The organism is Streptomyces sp. CRN 30 (assembly GCF_034105845.1).
Genome location: NZ_JAVRHI010000483.1, coordinates 1 through 18,959 on the forward strand (window position 1 = coordinate 1; position 18,959 = coordinate 18,959).

The 18,959-nt window shown below is 73.9% G+C and carries 18 protein-coding genes; 14 read left to right on the plus strand and 4 right to left on the minus strand.

Annotated features, from left to right (window positions below):
• The first annotated feature begins 335 nt into the window (after nucleotides 1-335).
• The 3 genes from UW392_RS54580 to UW392_RS54590 are packed head-to-tail and all read left to right on the plus strand — an operon-like array spanning nucleotide 336 to nucleotide 3,378.
• On the plus strand, nucleotides 336-1,931 hold the full coding sequence (locus UW392_RS54580) for a PP2C family protein-serine/threonine phosphatase (RefSeq protein ID WP_320782946.1): 1,596 nt from the start codon (nucleotides 336-338) through the stop codon (nucleotides 1,929-1,931).
• Nucleotides 1,928-3,004, plus strand: a complete 1,077-nt coding sequence (locus UW392_RS54585; protein WP_320782929.1) for a B12-binding domain-containing protein — start codon at nucleotides 1,928-1,930, stop codon at nucleotides 3,002-3,004. The genes UW392_RS54580 and UW392_RS54585 overlap by 4 nt, the downstream gene beginning before the upstream one ends.
• Nucleotides 3,001-3,378 (plus strand): STAS domain-containing protein, encoded by a 378-nt coding sequence (locus UW392_RS54590; RefSeq protein ID WP_320782930.1) that lies wholly within the window; start codon nucleotides 3,001-3,003, stop codon nucleotides 3,376-3,378. The genes UW392_RS54585 and UW392_RS54590 overlap by 4 nt, the downstream gene beginning before the upstream one ends.
• 13 nt (nucleotides 3,379-3,391) lie before the next feature.
• On the opposite strand, the gene UW392_RS54595 is transcribed toward UW392_RS54590, so the two are convergent.
• From UW392_RS54595 to UW392_RS54605, 3 genes are all read right to left on the minus strand, one after another.
• Entirely contained in the window at nucleotides 3,392-3,688 is a 297-nt protein-coding gene (locus UW392_RS54595) for an STAS domain-containing protein (RefSeq protein WP_320782931.1), read from the minus strand.
• A gap of 83 nt (nucleotides 3,689-3,771) precedes the next feature.
• Nucleotides 3,772-4,143, minus strand: a complete 372-nt coding sequence (locus UW392_RS54600) for an STAS domain-containing protein (protein WP_320782932.1) — start codon at nucleotides 4,141-4,143, stop codon at nucleotides 3,772-3,774.
• Between the two features lie 216 nt (nucleotides 4,144-4,359).
• Nucleotides 4,360-5,280, minus strand: a complete 921-nt coding sequence (locus UW392_RS54605) for an NAD(P)-dependent oxidoreductase (RefSeq protein WP_320782933.1) — start codon at nucleotides 5,278-5,280, stop codon at nucleotides 4,360-4,362.
• A 72-nt stretch (nucleotides 5,281-5,352) separates the two neighbouring features.
• On the opposite strand from UW392_RS54605, the gene UW392_RS54610 reads away from it, so the two are divergent.
• A complete protein-coding gene (locus UW392_RS54610) occupies nucleotides 5,353-5,739 on the plus strand; it encodes a helix-turn-helix domain-containing protein (protein ID WP_320782934.1) in 387 nt (128 codons plus the stop codon).
• A gap of 178 nt (nucleotides 5,740-5,917) precedes the next feature.
• Here the strand turns inward: UW392_RS54610 and UW392_RS54615 are convergent, their stop codons facing one another.
• Nucleotides 5,918-6,649: a GbsR/MarR family transcriptional regulator gene (locus UW392_RS54615; RefSeq protein WP_320782935.1), complete on the minus strand. Its 732-nt coding sequence runs from the start codon at nucleotides 6,647-6,649 to the stop codon at nucleotides 5,918-5,920.
• Nucleotides 6,650-6,871: 222 nt separating this feature from the next.
• On the opposite strand from UW392_RS54615, the gene UW392_RS54620 reads away from it, so the two are divergent.
• The 10 genes from UW392_RS54620 to UW392_RS54665 all read left to right on the plus strand — a co-directional run.
• A complete protein-coding gene (locus UW392_RS54620; protein ID WP_320782936.1) occupies nucleotides 6,872-7,543 on the plus strand; it encodes a DUF4097 family beta strand repeat-containing protein in 672 nt (223 codons plus the stop codon).
• Nucleotides 7,544-7,557: 14 nt separating this feature from the next.
• The gene (locus UW392_RS54625) at nucleotides 7,558-8,514 is read left to right on the plus strand and encodes an ATP-binding cassette domain-containing protein (RefSeq protein WP_320782937.1); all 957 of its coding nucleotides are present in this window, start codon (nucleotides 7,558-7,560) and stop codon (nucleotides 8,512-8,514) included.
• Nucleotides 8,511-9,302 carry an ABC transporter permease gene (locus UW392_RS54630; RefSeq protein ID WP_320782938.1) on the plus strand — a complete coding sequence of 264 codons (792 nt, stop codon included), beginning with the start codon at nucleotides 8,511-8,513 and terminating at the stop codon, nucleotides 9,300-9,302. Before UW392_RS54625 ends, UW392_RS54630 begins: the two co-directional genes overlap by 4 nt.
• Before the next feature lie 184 nt (nucleotides 9,303-9,486).
• A complete protein-coding gene (locus UW392_RS54635; protein ID WP_320782939.1) occupies nucleotides 9,487-10,752 on the plus strand; it encodes a 6-phospho-beta-glucosidase in 1,266 nt (421 codons plus the stop codon).
• On the plus strand, nucleotides 10,743-11,744 hold the full coding sequence (locus UW392_RS54640) for an N-acetylglucosamine kinase (protein WP_320782940.1): 1,002 nt from the start codon (nucleotides 10,743-10,745) through the stop codon (nucleotides 11,742-11,744). The genes UW392_RS54635 and UW392_RS54640 overlap by 10 nt, the downstream gene beginning before the upstream one ends.
• A 404-nt stretch (nucleotides 11,745-12,148) precedes the next feature.
• On the plus strand, nucleotides 12,149-13,570 hold the full coding sequence (locus UW392_RS54645) for a hypothetical protein (RefSeq protein ID WP_320782941.1): 1,422 nt from the start codon (nucleotides 12,149-12,151) through the stop codon (nucleotides 13,568-13,570).
• Between the two features lie 35 nt (nucleotides 13,571-13,605).
• On the plus strand, nucleotides 13,606-14,625 hold the full coding sequence (locus UW392_RS54650; protein ID WP_320782942.1) for a glutamate ABC transporter substrate-binding protein: 1,020 nt from the start codon (nucleotides 13,606-13,608) through the stop codon (nucleotides 14,623-14,625).
• An 88-nt stretch (nucleotides 14,626-14,713) separates the two neighbouring features.
• Nucleotides 14,714-16,003: a hypothetical protein gene (locus UW392_RS54655; RefSeq protein WP_320782943.1), complete on the plus strand. Its 1,290-nt coding sequence runs from the start codon at nucleotides 14,714-14,716 to the stop codon at nucleotides 16,001-16,003.
• Nucleotides 16,004-16,022: 19 nt separating this feature from the next.
• Entirely contained in the window at nucleotides 16,023-18,668 is a 2,646-nt protein-coding gene (locus UW392_RS54660; RefSeq protein ID WP_320782944.1) for a serine/threonine-protein kinase, read from the plus strand.
• A gap of 3 nt (nucleotides 18,669-18,671) precedes the next feature.
• Nucleotides 18,672-18,959 (plus strand): zinc ribbon domain-containing protein (locus UW392_RS54665; RefSeq protein ID WP_320782945.1); only part of this gene is annotated, 288 nt, incomplete at its 3' end.

An 18,959-nucleotide genomic window follows, 5' to 3' on the forward strand; every position in this document is an offset into this window, starting at 1 on the left:
CCCCGGGCCGCCGCCGGCGAGGCCGCGCGTCCGGCGCGGGCCCCGCTGCCACGCCTCCGGCCGGCCGCACCGGCCGACCGGTTGCGAAGTCCCGCACCGTGACCACGACCGGACAGGAACCGCCCGACAACCGCCACTTCCGTACGAGTCCGAAGGTGGCCTGCGGGGAGCCGCGCCTCCGCGAGACGGTTTCCGCGAGACAACGTTCTCGCGCTCAGGAAGGTGGTGGGTGCGCGGCACCCGTGCCGCCCGTCGTGGTTCCTCCTCACGGTCTTCCGAGCCGCTCCCGCAGCGTCGGCGTCGGCGCCACGTGGAGCGGTGCTCCCTGCCCGGTCCTGGTCGTGAACCGTGACGGCGGCATCGTCGAGGCCAACGACGTCGCCCGGCTGCTGCTGCCCGTGACGGCGGGCGACGACCTGCCGCTCCCGGCCCTGCCGGACTGGCTGGCGGCCGCGCACCGGCACCTGGCCGACGCCCCCGGCACGCCGTACCAGGACGAACTGTCCGGCCCGATCGGCGAACGCCTGTTCGCGGCCCACCCCACGCCGAGCCCGGACGGGAACGTGGTGTGGTGGCTGACCGACGACACCGACCGCCACCTGGCCGAGGAGGCCCTGCGCGGCGAGCGGGAGCGCGCGGCGATCCTCTCCGAGGTGTCCGGCACGCCGGCCTCGTCGCTGAGCGTGCCCCACTGCATGGAGGCCACCGCACGCCTCGCCGCCCACCACCTCGCGGACGGCGCCGTCCTCGTCGCCCCCGCCGAGGGCCGCCACCTCCCCCTCACCTACGCGCTGACCGGCGGCCCCGTCACCCGGGTCACCCGGGCGGCGGACCCGGCGGCGGTGCCCGGCCTCGCCGAGGCCCTGCAGGGCTTCCCGCCCCTGCCGACACGGTGGATCAACCCCGGCGACATTCCCCCGTGGGCGGTCCCGCCGGGCTTCCCGGGCCCGGTCGGCTCCGTCATCGTCACGCCGCTGCCCGGCCGCGGTGTTCCCGACTCCGCCCTGCTCCTGCTGCGTGCCGGCACGGGGCGGGCCTTCACCGCCAGCGAGGACGGATTCGCCCGGCTGTTCGCCGCCCGCGCGGGAGCAGCCCTGTCCGCGGCCCGCCTCCACACCGAACAGGCCCGTGTCACCGCCCTGCTGACACGGGAACTGCTGCCTCCGGTGCTCGCCGGTGTGCACGGCGTCGAGTACGCCGGACGCTACCGCCCGTTCCGGGACAGCGAGCGGATCGGCGGCGACTTCTACGACGTCCACCCCGGCGCGGGCCCCGAACAGGAGTCGCTCGTGGTCCTCGGGGACGTGGCGGGCAAGGGCCTGGACGCCGCCGTGCTGACCGGCAGGATCCGCAACGGCCTGCGCGTCCTGCTGCCCCTCGCCCGCGACCACGGCCACGTCCTCGACCTGCTGAACACCGCGCTCCTGGCCTCCCCGCACGAGCGGTTCGTGACCCTGGTCCTCGCTTCCGCGCGGCGCCGGGCGGGCCGGGTGCGGCTGCGGCTCACCAGCGCCGGCCATCCCCCGCCCCTCATCGTGCGCGCCGACGGGCGGGTCGAGGAGAGCGGGACGCTCGGCGACCTGCTGGGCGTGCTGCCGTCGGTGTCGGTGCGCACCGAGGAGACCGTCCTCGCACCGGGCGAGACCTGCCTGCTGTTCACCGACGGCATCACCGAGGCCCGCGGCGGTCCGGTCGGCGGCGAGCTGTACGGCGTCGAGCGGCTCAAACGGGACCTGACGGGGTGTGCCGGCATGCCGGCGGAGGCGGTGGTGGAGCGCGTGCAGATGCTGGCCGCGCAGTGGCTGGGCCGGGGCCCGCACGACGACATGGCGGTGGTCGCGATCGGCGCGCCGGGGACCGGCCGTCTGACGGTGGTCGACGGGGACCTCCGCCCCGGGAACACACGCGAGCGGCAGAGGAGAGGAACATGACCGACTCCGACGACGTCCTGGCCGACCTACGGCACGAACTGTGGGAGGCCGTCCTCGACGGCGACGCCTACACCGCCACCGACGTCCTGTACCAGGCACTCGCCGCCGGCTCGGACAGGGAGACGCTCCTGCTGGACCTGATCGGCGGCGTCCAGGAGCGGGTCGGCCTCGAATGGGCGGCCGACCGGATCACGGTCGCCCAGGAGCACGCGGCCACGGTGGTCAGCGAGCGGGCGCTCACCGCGCTGGTCCCGCCCGCACCGGTACCGGCCGGCCGGGCCCGGGGCCGGGTGACCGTGGCGTGCGTGGACGGCGAATGGCACGCCCTGCCGGCCCGCCTGGTCGCGGAGGTCCTGCACCTGCGCGGCTGGCGGGTGGACTACCTCGGCGCCCAGATCTCCGCGGCGCACCTCGTCGCCCACCTGCGGCGCACCGGGGCGGACGCGGCGCTGCTCTCGTCCTCCGTCCCCGTCAGGCTGCCGGGCGCCCATGCCATGATCGCCGCCTGCCAGGCCCACGGCGTGCCCGTCATGGCGGGTGGCAGGGCCTTCGGCCCCGACGGCCGCTACGCCCGCCTCTGCGGCGCCGACCGGTGGGCGGCCGACGGGCGGGGTGCCGCGGAAGCGCTGGAGGCCGGTCTGGCCGCCTCCCGGCCGCCGGTCGTCCGCCATGCGGTGGACGACCTGCCGCACCTGGCCGACCAGGAGTACACGATGATCGTGAACTCCCGCCCGCGGCTGGTCAAGGACACGCTCGCGGGAGTGGAGGAACACGTCCCCGCCATGCGGCTCTACACCGACGTGCAGCACGAGCGCACCGCCGAGGACTTCGCCCACATCGTCGACTTCCTCGCCACCGCCCTGTACGTCGACGACGCCGCACTGTTCACCGACTTCCTCACCTGGACCGCCGGCGTCCTGGAGGCACGGTCGGTCTCCCCGCGGTGCCTGATCCCCGGGCTGGGCCTTCTCGCCCGGCAGCTCCACGACTTCCCGCGCGCCACCGCCGTGCTCCGCGCCGGGACCGCCGTCCTCGCCGCCCGCGCCGACTCCGATCCAGAGGCCACCCCATGACCACGCCCCCGTCCGAGTTCAGCCTGATCGTCACCGCCGTGTCGCACGTGCTGAACGTCGAGGTCGCCGGCGACCTCGATCACGAGACGAGTGAGCAGCTGGTCCGCACCGTCACCGAGCACCTCACCCCGGGCGCGCCCTTCCGACAGCTGCGGCTGGACTTCCGGCGGCTCACGTGGATCGACTCGATGGGCCTGTCGGCGCTGCTGGCGGTGCACCGCCACGCCCGGGTCGCCGGCGTCGGCCTCCGGCTGGACGGCCGGCCCGTCTTCCTGGACCGCCTGCTCCACCTCACCGGGACGCTGCCCTTCCTGACCGCCACCACCACCGTCCTGAGAGCGGGCGGGCGGGACAGAACCGCCGACGCGGGCTGACCGTGCGGGACTACTAGGTGTCACGCGACTCCTGGTCACGGCCGCGGCGCAGATGGTCCTGCAGACGGGCCTGCCGGATCTGTGCCTCCACCGCCGGACTCGCCGAGGTCAGCATCAGCAGGACGCCCCTGCCCTCCAGTATCCGGCTCATGCCCAGCAGTACGTACAGGCCCGCTCCGTCCCGGCACTTGGCGACGCCGGAGAGGTCGAGCAGCAGCGTGCGGCGGGCCGCTCCCGCCGTGCCGGTCATGAGCCAGCGCGCCTCGTCCTGCAGCGCGTCGATGATTCCCACGCCCAGCGTGCCGGTCACCCGCACCAACACGCTGGCTTCCGCCGCGGAATCCTGGTGGATCCGCCGTGCAGAGTGGCCCATTCGCGATGTCCCGCATCCTTCTAGTGCTGATTGCCTGCCTGCGCGGCACGGGTGGCGCAGTGCGTGCTGTGGAGCGCCGCGCCGACCGTTGCGTAGCAGGGCAGGAAGCGGCCCGTCGCCGTGGTGGCGATCAGCCGTTCCAAGTCGTGGTCGGGCCCGACGACGAGGAGTTTCACTCCCGCCGCGCGGGTCTTGAGGGCCAGGGTCAGCAGCGCGAAGAAGCTGCGCCCGAACACCGGTTCCGCCTCTGTGAGATCGGCGAGCAGTACGGAGCGGCTGGTTCCGTGGAGCACCTGTTCGCTGACTCGTGGGATCTCGTCGGCATCGATCGCGCCGACGAACCGGACGAGCACACACCCGGTGCCTTCTGGGAACTCGATACCAGCGCTCACGGTGACCTCCCGCGTCCACCGTGAAAGCTTCCACCGCTACTGTCCGAACGGCGCTGGGCACATCGTTGATTTCCCCCGTCGACACGATGGAAGCACACCGCCACGCTCCGTGTCCATCAAGTGAGAACATGCCCCTTGCACATGGCAGACGGTCACGGCGCCGCTCCTCCGAGGGGGAACGGCGCCGCCTCGTGACGCGGGTCCTGCGGGATCGGCTCAGCGGCCCAGCAGTTCGGCGACGCGGATGAACCCGTCCGCGCCGTGCCCCCGCCCGATGACGCGGCGGGCCCAGCCCTCGGCGGCCCGCATCACGCCCGCGTCGATGCCGTGGGCCTCGGAGGCGTGGACGATGTGCGCCATGGACGAGGCCGCGGAGGTGACCGGGTTGATGTCACCGGAGAAGTCGCCGGCGTCCACGTCCCCGGCGAACTGCTCGAAGAGCGGCGGCAGGATCGCGGCGATGCCCTGGGCGAACGGGGCCAGCTCCCGGGCGGTGATCCCCTCCGCCTTCGCCACCGCGAGGGCGTGCGCGTAGCCCGCCATCGCGGTCCAGAAGATGTCGAGCAGCGCGATGTCGTACGCGGCCGCCCGGCCGATGTCCTCCCCGAGGTGGGTGTGCGAGCCGCCCAGTTCCTCGAGGACGGACCGGTGCTCCTCGAGGAGTTCCCGCGGACCGCTGTGGAGGAAGACCGCGTCCGGCGTGCCGATGGTGGGGGCCGGCGTCATGATCGCCCCGTCCAGGTAGCGGACGCCGTGCTCAGCCGCCCAGGCCGCGGTGGAGCGGGCCCGGTCCGGCGTGTCGGCGGTCAGGTTCACCACCGTGCGGCCCTTGAGCGCGTCGGTGACGGCCGCACTCCGCAGCACGGCGTCCACGGCGTCGTAGTTCACCACGCAGACGACGGTCAGCGCGCTCGCGGCGACGGCCTCCTCCGCCGAGGGGGCGCTGACCGCACCCCGCGCGACCAGCTCCCGGTCCCGGCCCGGCGTCCGGTTCCAGACCGTGGTGCGCAGACCGGCCTCCAGGAAGGCCCGCGCCAGGGCGCGGCCCATCGGCCCCAGGCCGAGGACGGTGACGGTGGCGGTGACGTCGGCGGTGACGGTGGCGGCAGACTGTTCATCGTGGTCGTGCGAAGACATGGTTCAACTCCGTAGCTGTGACTGAGTACTTCGATACGTGGACGCCGGCAGAACGTGACGAATGGGGCAGTGATGACGCGCAGCCGTGCCGTGGACCCGGATGTCTGCGGGGTGACCGCCGCGATCGCCGTGATCGACGGGAAGTGGAAGACGGCCCTGCTCTGGCTGCTGGAGTCGGGCCCGCACCGCCCCGGCGAACTGCGTCGGCAGTTGCCGGGGCTCAGCGAGAAGGTGCTGACTCAGGCGCTCCGTGAGATGGAGACCGACGGACTGGTGCACCGGGAGGTGCACGACGTGCTCCCGCTCAAGACCGTGTACTCGCTGACGGCGTTCGGCCGTGAACTCTCCGAGGCGTTGGCTCCCCTTTCCGACTGGGGCCACCGCCGCCTGGACGCGCTCCGCGGCTCCGGCTCCGGAGCCGGAGCCGGAGCCGGAGCCGGAGCCAGGACGGCCTCGTGACGCATGCGTGGGGTCATCCCGCCTCGCACCTCTCCCCCTGATTCGGTGGCCGCCCTCCGACCGCCCCCACCAGGATCGGAGCACGGCCGGCCGGCGCCAAGTACCCACTAAAAAGTGGGTATCGCGGGTGCCGTCGCGAGCGGTGGGCGCCCGGTGCGCGCACCGCTCGCCGTGACCGTCAGGAGGGCTGCCCGTCCGGCACGGCCGTCGTGTGGAGGATCTCGCGGGCCTGCTCCGCGGCACGGATGTTGCTCTCACTGACGAAGTCGAGGAAGCGGGCGGCGCCCTCGAGGCGGGCGGCGGCCGGGGTGCCGCGGCCGAGGATGCCCACGCCCTGCCGTGCGGTCTCGACGACCTGGTCGAGGGCCCGGGCACTGGCCACCATCGCCTGGTACCAGACGTCGTCGTCGACGACGTAGCGCTCGCGGCGGCGTTCGTCGCGCTCCCGGCGGACGAGGTCCTGGCTCTCCAGGAACGCGATCGCCTTGGAGACGGTCGCCGGGCTGACCTGGAGCCGCTGCACGAGTTCGGCCGCGGTGAGACTGCCGGAGTCGGTGGTGTAGAGGGAGGCCATCACCCGGGCCGTCATCTTGGACATGCCCGAGGCCATGAAGACGGTGGTGAGCGTCTCCTCGTACTCGCGCACGGCCTCGGCGTCGCGCCCGTGGGGCTGCGGGGACGCCTCCGCGCCCCGGGGGGCGGCCTGCCTGCGCCGGTGGGCGCGGCGCTCGGTGGCGCGGTGGGCCAGGTCGGCGCGGTAGCCGGTGGGCCCGCCGTTGCGCATCACCTCGCGCGTGACCGTCGAGGTGGGGCGGTCCAGACGCCTGGCGATCTCCGCGTAGGCGAGGCCGTCGGCCAGGCCCAGCGCGATCTGCCGGCGTTCCTGCTGGGTGAGCCTACCTCCCGGCATTGCGGTCTCCTTCGAGTTCCTCGGGGGGCACCACTATAGCGTTCACTTCCAGTTCATTGCAACGAACGCGCGATCCGCGTTGCGTTGTACGCGAGACCGTTGCAACGAAACACACGCTACGACCAGCCACTTCATAACCCGTGCGCAACAAGCGCGTTGCCCAATCCTTGAACGCAACGTAGCGTTTCTCCTGTCGGAAACAACGACCCGAAGGAGCGCACGATGCACAAGTTCGACACCCCCGCCCCGATCTCCGCCGTCCTCGACATCCCCGCCGGGCGCATCCGCCTCATCGCCGCCGACCGGGTCGACACCACGGTCGAGGTGCTGCCCGCCGACGCCTCGAAGGCCCGCGACGCGAAGGCGGCGGAGCAGATCACCGTCGAGCACCGGGACGGTGTCCTGCGGATCGAGGCCGCGCCGGCGAAGAACCGGGTCCTCGGCACCTCGGGATCCGTGGAGGTGACCGTCCAGCTGCCCGCCGGCTCCCGCGTCGAGGCGAAGGCGGCCGACGCCGAGTTCCGGGGCGTCGGACGGCTCGGCGACGTCACCTTCGAGGGCGCGCACGGCTCGGTCAAGCTCGACGAGACGGCGAGCGCCCGCCTCACGCTGGCCGCCGGCGACGTCTCGGTCGGCCGGCTGGGCGGCCCCGGCGAGATCGGCACCCGCAAGGGCGACCTCCGCATCGCCGAGGCCGTGCGCGGCACGGTGACGCTGCGCACCGAGCACGGCGACATCTCGGTCGGCGCCGCCCGCGGAGTCTCCGCCTCCCTGGACGCCGGCACCCCTTCGGGCCGCATCCACAACGCGCTGCGGAACACCGACGGCGCCACCGCCGGCCTGCACATCCACGCGACCACCTCCCACGGCGACATCACCGCCCGCAGCCTGTAGAAGGAGCACCCCTCATGACCACCGATCCGGCCATCACGGCGAACGGACTGCGCAAGTCCTACGGTGACAAGGTCGTCCTCGACGGAGTCGACCTCGCCGTACCCGAAGGAACCGTCTTCTCCCTGCTCGGTCCGAACGGCGCCGGCAAGACCACCGTCGTCAAGATCCTCTCCACCCTCGTCACCGCCGACGCCGGTGAGCTGCGCGTCGGCGGCCACGACCTCGCCGCCGACCCGCAGGCGGTCCGCGCCACGATCGGCGTCACCGGTCAGTTCTCCGCCGTGGACGGTCTGATCACCGGCGAGGAGAACATGCTCCTCATGGCGGACCTGCACCACCTGCCCAGACGCGAGGGACGGCGGGTCGCCGCCGGGCTGCTGGAGCGCTTCGACCTCACCGAGGCCGCGAAGAAGCCGGCCGCCACCTACTCCGGCGGGATGAAGCGCCGCCTGGACATCGCGATGACCCTGGTCGGCGACCCGCGGATCATCTTCCTCGACGAGCCGACCACCGGGCTCGACCCGCGCAGCCGCCACAACATGTGGCAGATCGTCCGCGAGCTGGTCTCCGGCGGCGTCACCGTCTTCCTCACCACCCAGTACCTGGAGGAGGCCGACGAACTCGCCGACCGCATCGCCGTACTGCACGGCGGGAGAATCGCCGCCGAGGGCACCGCCGAGCAGCTCAAGCGGATCGTCCCCGGCGGACACGTGCGGCTGCGCTTCACCGACCCGGCCGCGTACCAGGGGGCCGCCCGCGCGCTCCGCGAGGTCACGAGGGACGACGAGGCGCTCGCGCTGCAGCTCCCCAGCGGCGGCAGCCAGCGCGAACTGCGCGCCGTCCTCGACCTGCTGGACGCCGCCGGCATCGAGGCGGACGAACTCACCGTGCACACCCCCGACCTGGACGACGTCTTCTTCGCCCTCACCGACTCCACCCAGCCGCACCAGCCCACGGAGGCCGTCCGATGAGCTCCCTCCCCCTCGCCCTGCGCGACTCGTCCACCATGCTGCGCCGCAACCTCCTGCACACCCGGCGCTACCCCTCCATGACGCTGAACCTGCTGCTCACCCCGGTGATGCTGTTGTTGCTCTTCGTCTACCTCTTCGGCGACGTGATGAGCGCGGGCATCGGCGGCGGCGGCGCCGACCGCTCCGCCTACATCGCGTACATCGTGCCCGGCCTGTTACTGATGACCATCGGCTCCACCACCATCGGCACCGCGGTGTCCGTCTCCACGGACATGAGCGAGGGCATCATCGCCCGCTTCCGCACCATGGCGATCCACCGCGGATCGGTGCTCGTCGGGCACGTCGTCGGCAGCGTGCTGCAGTCGGTCGCGAGCGTCGTCCTCGTCGGCGCCGTCGCCGTGGCCATCGGCTTCCGGTCCACCGACGCCACCGCCCTGGAGTGGCTGGCGGCGTTCGGACTGCTCGTGCTCTTCGCCACGGCGCTCACCTGGATCGCCGTCGGCATGGGCCTGGTCAGCCCGAACGCCGAGGCGGCCAGCAACAACGCGATGCCGCTGATCCTGCTGCCGCTCCTGTCCAGCGCCTTCGTCCCGGTCGACACGATGCCCGGCTGGTTCCGGCCGGTCGCCGAGTACCAGCCGTTCACGCCGGCCATCGAGACCCTGCGCGGGCTGCTCCTCGGCACCGGGATCGGCCACAACGGATGGCTCGCCCTCGCCTGGTGCCTGGGGCTCGCGGTGCTCGGCTACTTCTGGTCGGCCGCGAAGTTCGCCCGCGACCCGAAGTGACGCGGGCCGCCATGGCGGCGCGTACCGCTCGCCACGCCTCCGCCCCGGGCGGCGTACACCGGGACCGTACCGGGGTACGACTGAGACGCGGACCGGCACGCTCGGCTCACCTGCCCCGGGCGTACCGGACCGGTCCGCGAGGGCGTCACCCCGAGGGCGACCGGAGTGAGAGGTTGGACCGCACATGAAACTGACCGTGGTCGGCGGAGGCTCGACCTACACGCCCGAGCTCGTCGACGGGTTCGCCCGGCTCCGGGACACCCTGCCCGTCGAGGAGCTGGTGCTCGTCGACCCGGACGCCGAGCGGCTGGAGCTGGTCGGCGGGCTGGCCCGGCGGATCCTCGCGCGGCAGGGGCACCCCGGGCGCGTCGTCACCACCCACGACCTCGACCGGGGCGCCGACGGCGCGGACGCGGTGCTGCTGCAGCTGCGGGTCGGCGGGCAGGCGGCCCGGGAACAGGACGAGACCTGGCCGCTGGAGTGCGGCTGCGTCGGGCAGGAGACCACCGGGGCGGGCGGGCTGGCCAAGGCGCTGCGGACGGTGCCGGTGGTGCTGGAGATCGCCGAGCGGGTGCGGCGCGTCAGCCCCGGCGCCTGGATCGTCGACTTCACCAATCCCGTCGGCATCGTGACCCGCGCGCTGCTGCGGGCCGGGCACCGGGCGGTCGGACTGTGCAACGTGGCGATCGGGCTGCAGCGGAAGTTCGCGGGGCTGCTCGGTGTCGCGCCGGGTGACGTGCACCTGGACCACGTGGGCCTCAACCACCTCACCTGGGAGACCGGGGTACGGCTCGGCGGCCCGCGGGGCGAGGACGTGCTGCCCTCGCTCCTCGAACGGCACGGGGACGCCGTCGCGGCCGATCTGCGGCTGCCGAGGCCACTCCTCGACCGGCTCGGCGTCGTGCCCTCGTACTACCTGCGGTACTTCTACCTCCACGACGAGGTGGTGCGGGAGCTGCGGACCAAGCCCTCGCGGGCCGCCGAAGTAGCGGGATTGGAACGGGAGTTGCTGCGGATGTACGCCGACCCCGCGCTCGACGAGAAGCCGGAGCTGCTCGCCCGGCGCGGCGGCGCCTACTACTCGGAGGCCGCCGTGGACCTGGCGGCCGCGCTGCTGGGCGGAGCGGGCGGCGCCTACCAGGTGGTGAACACGTACAACGCGGGCACGCTGCCCTTCCTGCCGGACGACGCGGTGATCGAGGTGCCGGCGGCGGTCGGCGGAGAGGGGGCGGACCCGCTGCCGGTGGCCCCCGTGGACCCGCTGTTCGCGGGACTGATGGCGAACGTGACGGCGTACGAGGACCTGGCCCTGGAGGCGGCCCTGCACGGAGGGCGCGAGCGGGTCTTCCGTGCGCTGCTCGCCCATCCCCTGATCGGCCAGTACGCCTACGCCGACACCCTCACCGACCGGCTGCTCGCGCACAACCGGGAACACCTCGCGTGGGCGTGACGGCGTCCGGGGGCCGCCAGGACGCCCTCGTCCTCGCGATCGACGCCGGCAACAGCAAGACCGACGTGGCGGTGGTCGCGGCGGACGGCGAGGTCGTCGGCACCGCGCGCGGGGGTGGGTTCAAGCCTCCGGTGGTGGGTGTCGAAGCGGCCGTGGACGGCGTCGCGGACACCGTACGGGAGGCCTTCGCCCGGGCCGGCGGGGTGCGCTCGGTGACCCACGTGTCGGCGTGCCTCGCGAACGCCGACTTCCCGGTGGAGGAGGAGCGGCTGGCCGCCGCGCTGCACGCGCGCGCGTGGGGGGCGACCGTCGAGGTGCGCAACGACACCTTCGCCGTACTGCGGGCGGGGATCGCCGAGCCGCGCGGCGTCGCCGTCGTCTGCGGGGCGGGCATCAACTGCGTGGGGATGCGGCCCGACGGCCGCACCGCGCGCTTCCCCGCCGTCGGCCGCATCTCCGGTGACCGGGGCGGCGGTGCGGACCTGGCGGAGGAGGCGCTGTGGTGGGCGGCGCGGGCCGAGGACGGCCGCGGGGAGCCGACCGCCCTGGCCCGGGCGCTGCCGGCCCACTTCGGGCTCGGGTCCATGTACGCGCTGATCGAGGCCCTGCACCTGGGGCACATCCCGCCCGCCCGGCGCCACGACCTGGCGCCGGTCCTGTTCGCCACCGCGGCGGACGGTGATCCGGTGGCCCGCGCGATCGTGGACCGGCTGGCGGAGGAGGTGGTGGCCATGGCCGCGGTCGCCCTGACCCGGCTGGACCTCCTCGCCGAGGAGGTTCCGGTGCTGCTCGGCGGCAGCGTCCTCGCCGCCCGGCACCCCCGGCTCGACGGCCGGGTGCGCGAACTGCTCGCCGCCCGGGCCCCCGGGGCCGTCCCGCGGGTCGTCACCGCCGCCCCCGTCCTCGGGGCGGCGCTCCTCGGCCTGGACCACGTGGGTGCCCCGGCCGACGTGCACGCGCGCGTGCGGGCGTCCTACGAGGGGGGCGCCTGACCGCCCGTCTCCGCGGGGGCCACGGGGGACCGTGGGGGAACCGAACCGGAGCCGCTCGCGTATTCATGGGCAGGGGGTGGTGCGGAAGGACTGGGGACCACTCGTGCGGTTGGGGACCGGGACGGCCGGGCAGCGATCCGAGCGGCGGTCCGGGCAACGGCCGGGGGACGAACCGCACATGATCCGGGCAAGGCCGGTGCGGATGTCGGTCCCGGCGACGATACTTGCGGCCATGCACCTCCGTCGGCGCGCCGGACACCGTACGGCGCACGCACCCCGTACGGCACGGCACCGGGAGGCGGCGCCGGACACCCGGCCGGGGTGAGCGACGGACGACCTAGGGGGGAGGTCACGTGACATACACGCCGAGGGGCCGCGCCGCACCGCCGCCACGGGCGGAGCCCATGGCCCCGGCCGTCCCGCCCCGGGCGGCACCGCCGTCACCCGCGGCGCCCCCGTCACCCGCACCATCCCCGTCCCCCACGACACCGCCCGGCGGCCCCGCCGAACCGCCGCGCCGCACCGCGTTCATGGAGGGCGTCGACCGGCTGCGCGCGGCGGCGACGACCGAGCCGGGCCGGCTGCGGATCATCGGCGCCGCCCTCGCCCTCCTGGTCGTCGTGTTCGGGGCCGTGTCCGCCTCCCAGATGGACAACCGTTCCGCCGCCGCCGACGACGTCCTGGACAGCAGCCAGCGCCTGAGCGTCGCCGCGGCCGACGTCTACAGCTCGCTCGCCGACGCCAACACGGCCGCGTCCAGCGGTTTCCTCGCCGGCGGCCAGGGGACCGCCGAGTCCGGCGAGCGCTACGACCAGAACATCGAGAGGGCCGCCACCCGTCTGGCGGAGGCCGCCACCGCCGCCGGGCGGGACTCCGCCTCCGCCCGGGACGTCGCCGAGCTCAGCAGGCTGCTGCCGGAGTACAGCGGCCTGATCGCGCAGGCCCGCGCCAACAACCGCCAGGGCTATCCGCTGGGCGGCGCCTACCTGCGGCACGCGAACGACAAGATGCAGACCGACATGCTGCCGGTGGCGGAGCGGCTCTACCGGAACGAGAACGAGCGCCTGCGCGGCGACTACGACGCCGCGACCTCCTTCCCGTGGACCGCGACGGCCTTCGGCGTCCTCGCCCTCGCCGCCCTCGGCTGGGCCCAGCACCGCAACTACCGCCGCACCAACCGGGTCCTGAACCGCGGTCTGGTGGCCGGCACCACCGCCTGCGCCCTGGTCCTGGTCTGGCTCGTCGTCGGCCACACCGTCGCCCGTTCGTCGCTGGACGACTCCTACGTCCACGGGGTCCGCTCGCTGATCGTGCTGAACGACGCCCGGATCGCCTCCCTGAAGGCCCGCGGCAACGAGAACCTCACCCTGGTGAGCCGGGGCGCGGAGATCACCGACTCCGGCGAGGACGCGTTCGACAGCGCGTACGTCGAGGAGATGGACGCCCTCTCGCGGCACCTGGCCACCGCCGCGGACCTCGCCGACGACCGTGCGGGCCGGGAGCCCGTCGAGGCCGCGGCGGGCAACATGAGGATCTGGCAGGAGCGGCACGCCGTGGCGCGCGAGGCCGACACCGACGGCGATTACCAGAGGGCACTGGACAAGACCATCGGCGGCCCGGACGAGGAGCCGACGAGCGAGTGCTTCGACGCCGTCGACGGCGACCTGCACAAGGCGCTCGCGCACGAGCAGGAGGAGTTCGAGGAGGCGGCGCGCGCGGGCCGCAGGGCCATGAACGGGCTGCCCGAGGGTACTGCCGCCCTCGCCGTACTGGGTGCGTCGGGTGCCGTGCTCGGCATCGGGCGCAGGCTTTCGGAGTACCGGTGACGAGGGCGGTCGCGACGGGGAGAGGGGGAGCGGTGATGAATGCGGTACGACGTCTGAGGGCCAGTGCGAAGGGCTGGGGCGGCGTGGGCGGGATGGTGGTCGCCTGCGCCCTCACCGCGACCCTGGCGCTGCCCCCGCTGCGTGACGCCGGCGGGGGCGGCGGTACCGGCCCGGGCGGGCCGGACACCGCGCGGGTCACGTACGCGAAGGCCGAGGAGTGCACCGCCCCCGAGAACCGGAGCCTGCGGCCGTCGGCCGACACGAGCGGCGCGACGATCCGGGAGATCGAGGCACGCGGTCACCTGATCGTCGGCGTCGACCAGAACAGCTACCGCTGGGGCTACCGCGATCCGAACAGCGAGAACGCCAGCGCCGAACTGGAGGGCTTCGACATCGATCTCGCCCACGAGATCGCCGACGCACTCCTCGGCGACCGCCCGGACAACATCCGTTTCCGGGCCATCCCCACGGACCAGCGCATCCCGGCGATCCAGGAGGGGCGGGTGGACATGGTGGTCCGCACGATGACGATCAGCTGCTCGCGGCTGGAGCAGGTCGCCTTCTCCGCGCCCTACTTCCGCACCGGTCAGCAGGTCCTCGCGCCACGGACCTCACGCATCGAGGGGTACGACGAGACGCTGGCCGGCCGGCGGATCTGCGCCGCCGAGGCGACCATCGCCCGGGACCGGGTGCGGGACGACATCAGGACCGGCCGCCCCGCCCCCACCGCCGAGCTCACGGAGTCCGTCCCCAACCAGCTCGACTGCCTGGTGCAGCTCCAGCTCGGCCGGGCCGACGCCGTGGTCACCGACGGCGCCCTCGCCGCCAGCCAGGCCGCGCAGGACCCCACGGTGGAGCTCAAGGGCGCCCCCTTCACGACCGAGTACTACGGGGTGGCGATGCGGAAGGACGCGGACGACCTGGTGCGCCGGGTCAACCGGGTCCTGGAGGACTACCGCGGGGGCGGCTGGCAGCAGTCGTACGGGAAGTGGCTGTCGGAGACGCTCGGCGACGACCCGGCGCGCTCGCTGCCGCCCTCGCCCGGGTACCGCTGAGCAGGGGGCACGAGCGCGGGCACGGACCCACGTCCGCACCGGGGTCCGGCCCGGACAGGTACGCACGTACGAGAGCGAGAGGTGATCGATGAGCGTCGCGGGATCCACCGGGCCGGTGATGGACCGGGACGAGGTGGACCGTGCGCTGGCGCGGCTGGGGGCGGAGCACGAGGCCGTCGAGACGTCGCTCCTCGCCCTGCAGGACCACGCGGGCCGCCGGCTCCTCGAAGGCGCCCGGCTCACGGGCGTCACCAAGGAGCGCTGGGCCGCCGCCGAGGCGTCCATCGGCCTGCTCTGGGCCTACTTCGACGCGTACACCGCCGCCCTGCGCTCCGCGCGCGAGGTCCGCTCACGCCGGCGCTGGTCGAGCCGTGAGGACCTGGCCGAGCTGACGGAGCTGCTGCGCGGCGAGAGCGTCACGGTCGCGGGCGGTGCCACCGCGCCGGTGGCGAACGCGCCGGGCCTGACGGGCACCGGGAAGCTCAGCGAGCGGTTCACCCTGACCTCGCTCGTGGACCGGATGAACGACCTGTACGCGTCCTCGCTGGACATGGTCGTCGCCGCGGACGCGGTCTGGTCGGCCCTCCCCGCGCGCATCGACCTACTCTCCGCGGAGCTGCAGCGCACCCGCCGGCTCGCGCACTCCGCGGGCGTGCGCCCCGGCGAGCACCCCGCGGGCGACGATCTGGAGCGGATCACCCGAACCCTGGGCGCGCTGCGCGAGCGGGTGGTGTCCGACCCGCTCGCGTACTGGGTCCCCGCGGCTGGGAGTTCGGCACCCGGCGGAGGCCGGCCGGACACCTCGACGTACGACCGTGAGGCGCGCGCCCTGGAGGACGTGCGGCGGGAGATCGACGCGGTGCTGACGGTCCGCCAGGACGCGGAGGCGCGGCTGGTCAGGCTGCGGGACCTGCTGAGCCGCGCGGACCGTACGCTCGCCGAGGCGCGCAGCGCCCGCGGCGAGGTACTCGCGAAGATCGCGGCGACGGAGGTACCCGTGGTCAGCGGTCCGCCGACGGTGCTGCAGGAGCAGCTGGCGACGGCGGCCGAGTACCGCAGACACGCGCAGTGGCACCGGCTGTCCCCGCTCCTCGAGGCCCTGGAGCAGAAGGCGGAGGACGAACTGCTGCGCGCCCGCGAGTCGCTGACCGCGGTGACCGCGCCCCTGGCGGTCCGTGCCGAGCTGCGCGGCCGCCTCGACGCGTACCGGGCCAAGGTCGCCCGGCACGGCCTGGCGGAGGATCCGGAGCTGGTCGAGAAGTACGAGAAGGCGCGCCGCATGCTGTGGAGCGCGCCCTGCGACCTGCGCGTCGCCGAGCAGGCCGTACTGCGCTACCAGCGGGCCGCCGCCGAACTGATCGACGGGTCCAGGACGTGAACGACGGAGGTGGTGCGGCATGACCGAGCAGCGGGCGTGCGGGCGCCCCGGCTGCGCCGGACGGTACGAGGACGTGGGCGCCGGAGAGCTGTACTGCGACACGTGCGGTCTCGCCCCGCCGGCGCCCGGGAGCGGCTCGCCGGTCTCCCCGGCCACGGGCGGCACCGGTGGCTCCGCGGGTGGCACCGGGGGCTCCACGAGCGGTACCGGGGGTGCCGAGTCGTCGTCCCGGCCGTCGTCCCGGTCCTCCTCGCGGCCGTCGTCGCGGTCGGCGCAGTCCCGGCGTTCGGTGTCCGGGCGGCTGTCCCGCTCGCTGTCGGGCGGGACGGCGAGCCGTTCGATCTCGGTCCGCAGCTCGGGTTCGGCCGCCGGTTCGACCGGGCGGGCCCGGCTCGGCGTGGGCCTGGTGCAGGTGCCGCAGGTGCCCCGCCCCGACCCGCACGCGATGGTCCTCGCGGACCCCGAGGTGCCCGAGCGCAAGCGGTTCTGCTCGCGTTCGGACTGCGGGGCGCCGGTGGGGCGGGCGCGCGGCGACCGGCCGGGGCGCACGGAGGGCTTCTGCACCAAGTGCGGCCATCCGTACTCGTTCGTGCCGAAACTGCGGGCGGGGGACGTCGTGCACGGCCAGTACGAGGTCGTGGGCTGTCTGGCGCACGGCGGTCTCGGCTGGATCTACCTCGCCGTCGACCGCGCGGTGTCCGACCGCTGGGTCGTGCTGAAGGGCCTGCTGGACACCGGCGACCAGGACGCGATGGCCGCCGCGATCTCCGAGCGCCGCTTCCTCGCCGAGATCGAGCACTCCAACATCGTCCGCATCTACAACTTCGTCGAGCACCGCGACCGGCGCACCGAGTCGCTCGACGGGTACATCGTCATGGAGTACGTCGGCGGCAAGTCGCTCAAGGAGATCGCCGACTCCCGCCGCACGCCGGACGGACGGCGCGATCCGCTGCCGGTGGAGCAGGCGTGCGCGTACGGCATCGAGGCGCTGGACGCGCTCGGCCACCTGCACAGCCGCAACCTGCTGTACTGCGACTTCAAGGTCGACAACGCCATCCAGACCGAGGACCAGCTGAAGCTGATCGACATGGGCGCGGTGCGCCGGATGGACGACGACGAGTCCGCCATCTACGGCACGGTCGGCTACCAGGCGCCCGAGGTCGCCGAGGCCGGCCCGTCGGTGGCGAGCGACCTGTACACGGTGGCCCGCACCCTCGCCGTGCTCACCTTCGACTTCCAGGGCTACACGAACGTCTACGTGGACTCCCTGCCCGATCCGGGCACCCTGGAGGTGTTCCGCCGGTACGAGTCGTTCTACCGGTTCCTGGTCCGTGCCACCGACCCCGACCCGGCCCGCCGGTTCGCCTCCGCGCAGGAGATGGCGGAGCAGCTCACGGGTGTGCTGCGGGAGGTCGTCTCCCTGCAGACGGGACGGGCGCGCCCGGCGCTGTCGACCCTGTTCGGACCCGAACTGCGGGTCACCGACACGGAGTTGTTCGCGGAGCTGGACGGGGACGTGTCCCGACTGGGGGCGCGCGCCGTGCCGAACGGGCGGCCGGGCACCCACAGGACGCCCCCTGCCGCCGGTCCGGCGCTGCCGCCGTCCGGTACCGCCGCCACCACGACCGCCCTGGTCAAGCCGCTGGACACGGCCGCCGCGGCGCTCGCGCTGCCGGTCCCGCGCATCGACCCCGCCGATCCGAACGCCGGGTTCCTGGCCGGTCTCCTCGCCTCCGCGCCCGCCGAACTGATCGGCGCACTGCGCACGGCCCCCACCGCTTCGCTGGAACTGCGGCTGCGGGAGCTGCGGGCGCGCCTGGAGCGAGGCGAGTTCGCCGGCGCGGTCGACGCGCTGGACGCCCTGGAGCGCGAGCACACCGACGACTGGCGGGTCGTCTGGTACCGGGGCGTGGCGGCGCTCGCGACCGGCGACCACGAGGGCGCGGCGCTGGCGTTCGACGCGGTCTACGACGCGTTCCCCGGTGAGCCCGCCCCGAAGCTGGCCCTCGGACTGTGCGCGGAGGTGCTCGGGCAGCTGGACAACGCCACCGAGTACTACCGCCTGGTGTGGACGACCGACCCCGGTTACGTGAGCGCCGCGTTCGGCCTGGCCCGGGTGCGGCTCGCGGCCGGGGACCGCGGTGGTGCCGTACGGACGCTGGAGTCCGTGCCGGAGTCGTCGATCCACTACACGGCGGCCCGCGTCGCCGCCGTCCGGGCGCGGCTGCGGCGGCGGACATCCGATGGGGACGGCGGGGCAGACGGGAACGGCGAGAACAGCCGACACGACGAGAACGGCGCGAACGGTGCAAGCGGTGCGAACGGTGCGAACAGCGAGAACGGCGCGTCCTTCCTGGACGACCTGCTCGCCGCCGCTGGCCAGGTCGAGGCGCTCGGCGGGTACGGTCTGGGCCCGGTGCGCCGCGAGCAGTTGGCCACCGAGGTCCTTGGCTCCGCCCTGGACTGGGTACTCTCCGGTAGCCAGGGTTCGGCGCCCCCGCCGGGCGGCGGACGTGCGCTGCTCGGCAGCGAACTGGACGAGCGGAACCTCCGCTTCGGCCTGGAGCGCTCGTACCGTGCGCTGGCCCGGCTCGCACAGCGTGGCGAGGAAAGGATCGACCTGGTGGAACGTGCCAATCGTTACCGCCCCCGGACGTGGGTGTAGTTGATGTCGCAGATGCCCCAGCTGGCCGCTTGCCCGAGCTGTGAGTGGCCCCTCGAATCGGGTGACCGCTTCTGCGGTGCGTGCGGTTACGACCTGTCGGTGATCCCCGCACCACCGCGGGACACCCCGACGCTCACGATGAACGGGACGCCGCCGCCGCCGGAGGGGACACCGGTGGACCGGCCGGTCGCCCCCGAGGCCGCCGGTGCCGGCACACCGCCGCCGGTCCCCGCGCCGGACGACGTCCCGGGCACCGACCCGGGCGGCTCCGCGCTTCCCCCGGCGTCGCCC

Bases quoted from the DNA above. Each gene is read 5' to 3' on its own strand.
- UW392_RS54585 (WP_320782929.1), top strand. From the start codon at position 1,928: ATGACCGACTCCGACGACGTCCTGGCCGACCTACGGCACGAACTGTGG.
- UW392_RS54635 (WP_320782939.1), top strand. From the start codon at position 9,487: ATGAAACTGACCGTGGTCGGCGGAGGCTCGACCTACACGCCCGAGCTC.
- UW392_RS54645 (WP_320782941.1), top strand. From the start codon at position 12,149: ATGGCCCCGGCCGTCCCGCCCCGGGCGGCACCGCCGTCACCCGCGGCG.
- UW392_RS54650 (WP_320782942.1), top strand. From the start codon at position 13,606: ATGAATGCGGTACGACGTCTGAGGGCCAGTGCGAAGGGCTGGGGCGGC.
- UW392_RS54655 (WP_320782943.1), top strand. From the start codon at position 14,714: ATGAGCGTCGCGGGATCCACCGGGCCGGTGATGGACCGGGACGAGGTG.
- UW392_RS54610 (WP_320782934.1), top strand. From the start codon at position 5,353: ATGACGCGCAGCCGTGCCGTGGACCCGGATGTCTGCGGGGTGACCGCC.
- UW392_RS54660 (WP_320782944.1), top strand. From the start codon at position 16,023: ATGACCGAGCAGCGGGCGTGCGGGCGCCCCGGCTGCGCCGGACGGTAC.
- UW392_RS54630 (WP_320782938.1), top strand. From the start codon at position 8,511: ATGAGCTCCCTCCCCCTCGCCCTGCGCGACTCGTCCACCATGCTGCGC.
- UW392_RS54615 (WP_320782935.1), bottom strand. From the start codon at position 6,649: ATGCCGGGAGGTAGGCTCACCCAGCAGGAACGCCGGCAGATCGCGCTG.
- UW392_RS54620 (WP_320782936.1), top strand. From the start codon at position 6,872: ATGCACAAGTTCGACACCCCCGCCCCGATCTCCGCCGTCCTCGACATC.
- UW392_RS54625 (WP_320782937.1), top strand. From the start codon at position 7,558: ATGACCACCGATCCGGCCATCACGGCGAACGGACTGCGCAAGTCCTAC.
- UW392_RS54605 (WP_320782933.1), bottom strand. From the start codon at position 5,280: ATGTCTTCGCACGACCACGATGAACAGTCTGCCGCCACCGTCACCGCC.
- UW392_RS54590 (WP_320782930.1), top strand. From the start codon at position 3,001: ATGACCACGCCCCCGTCCGAGTTCAGCCTGATCGTCACCGCCGTGTCG.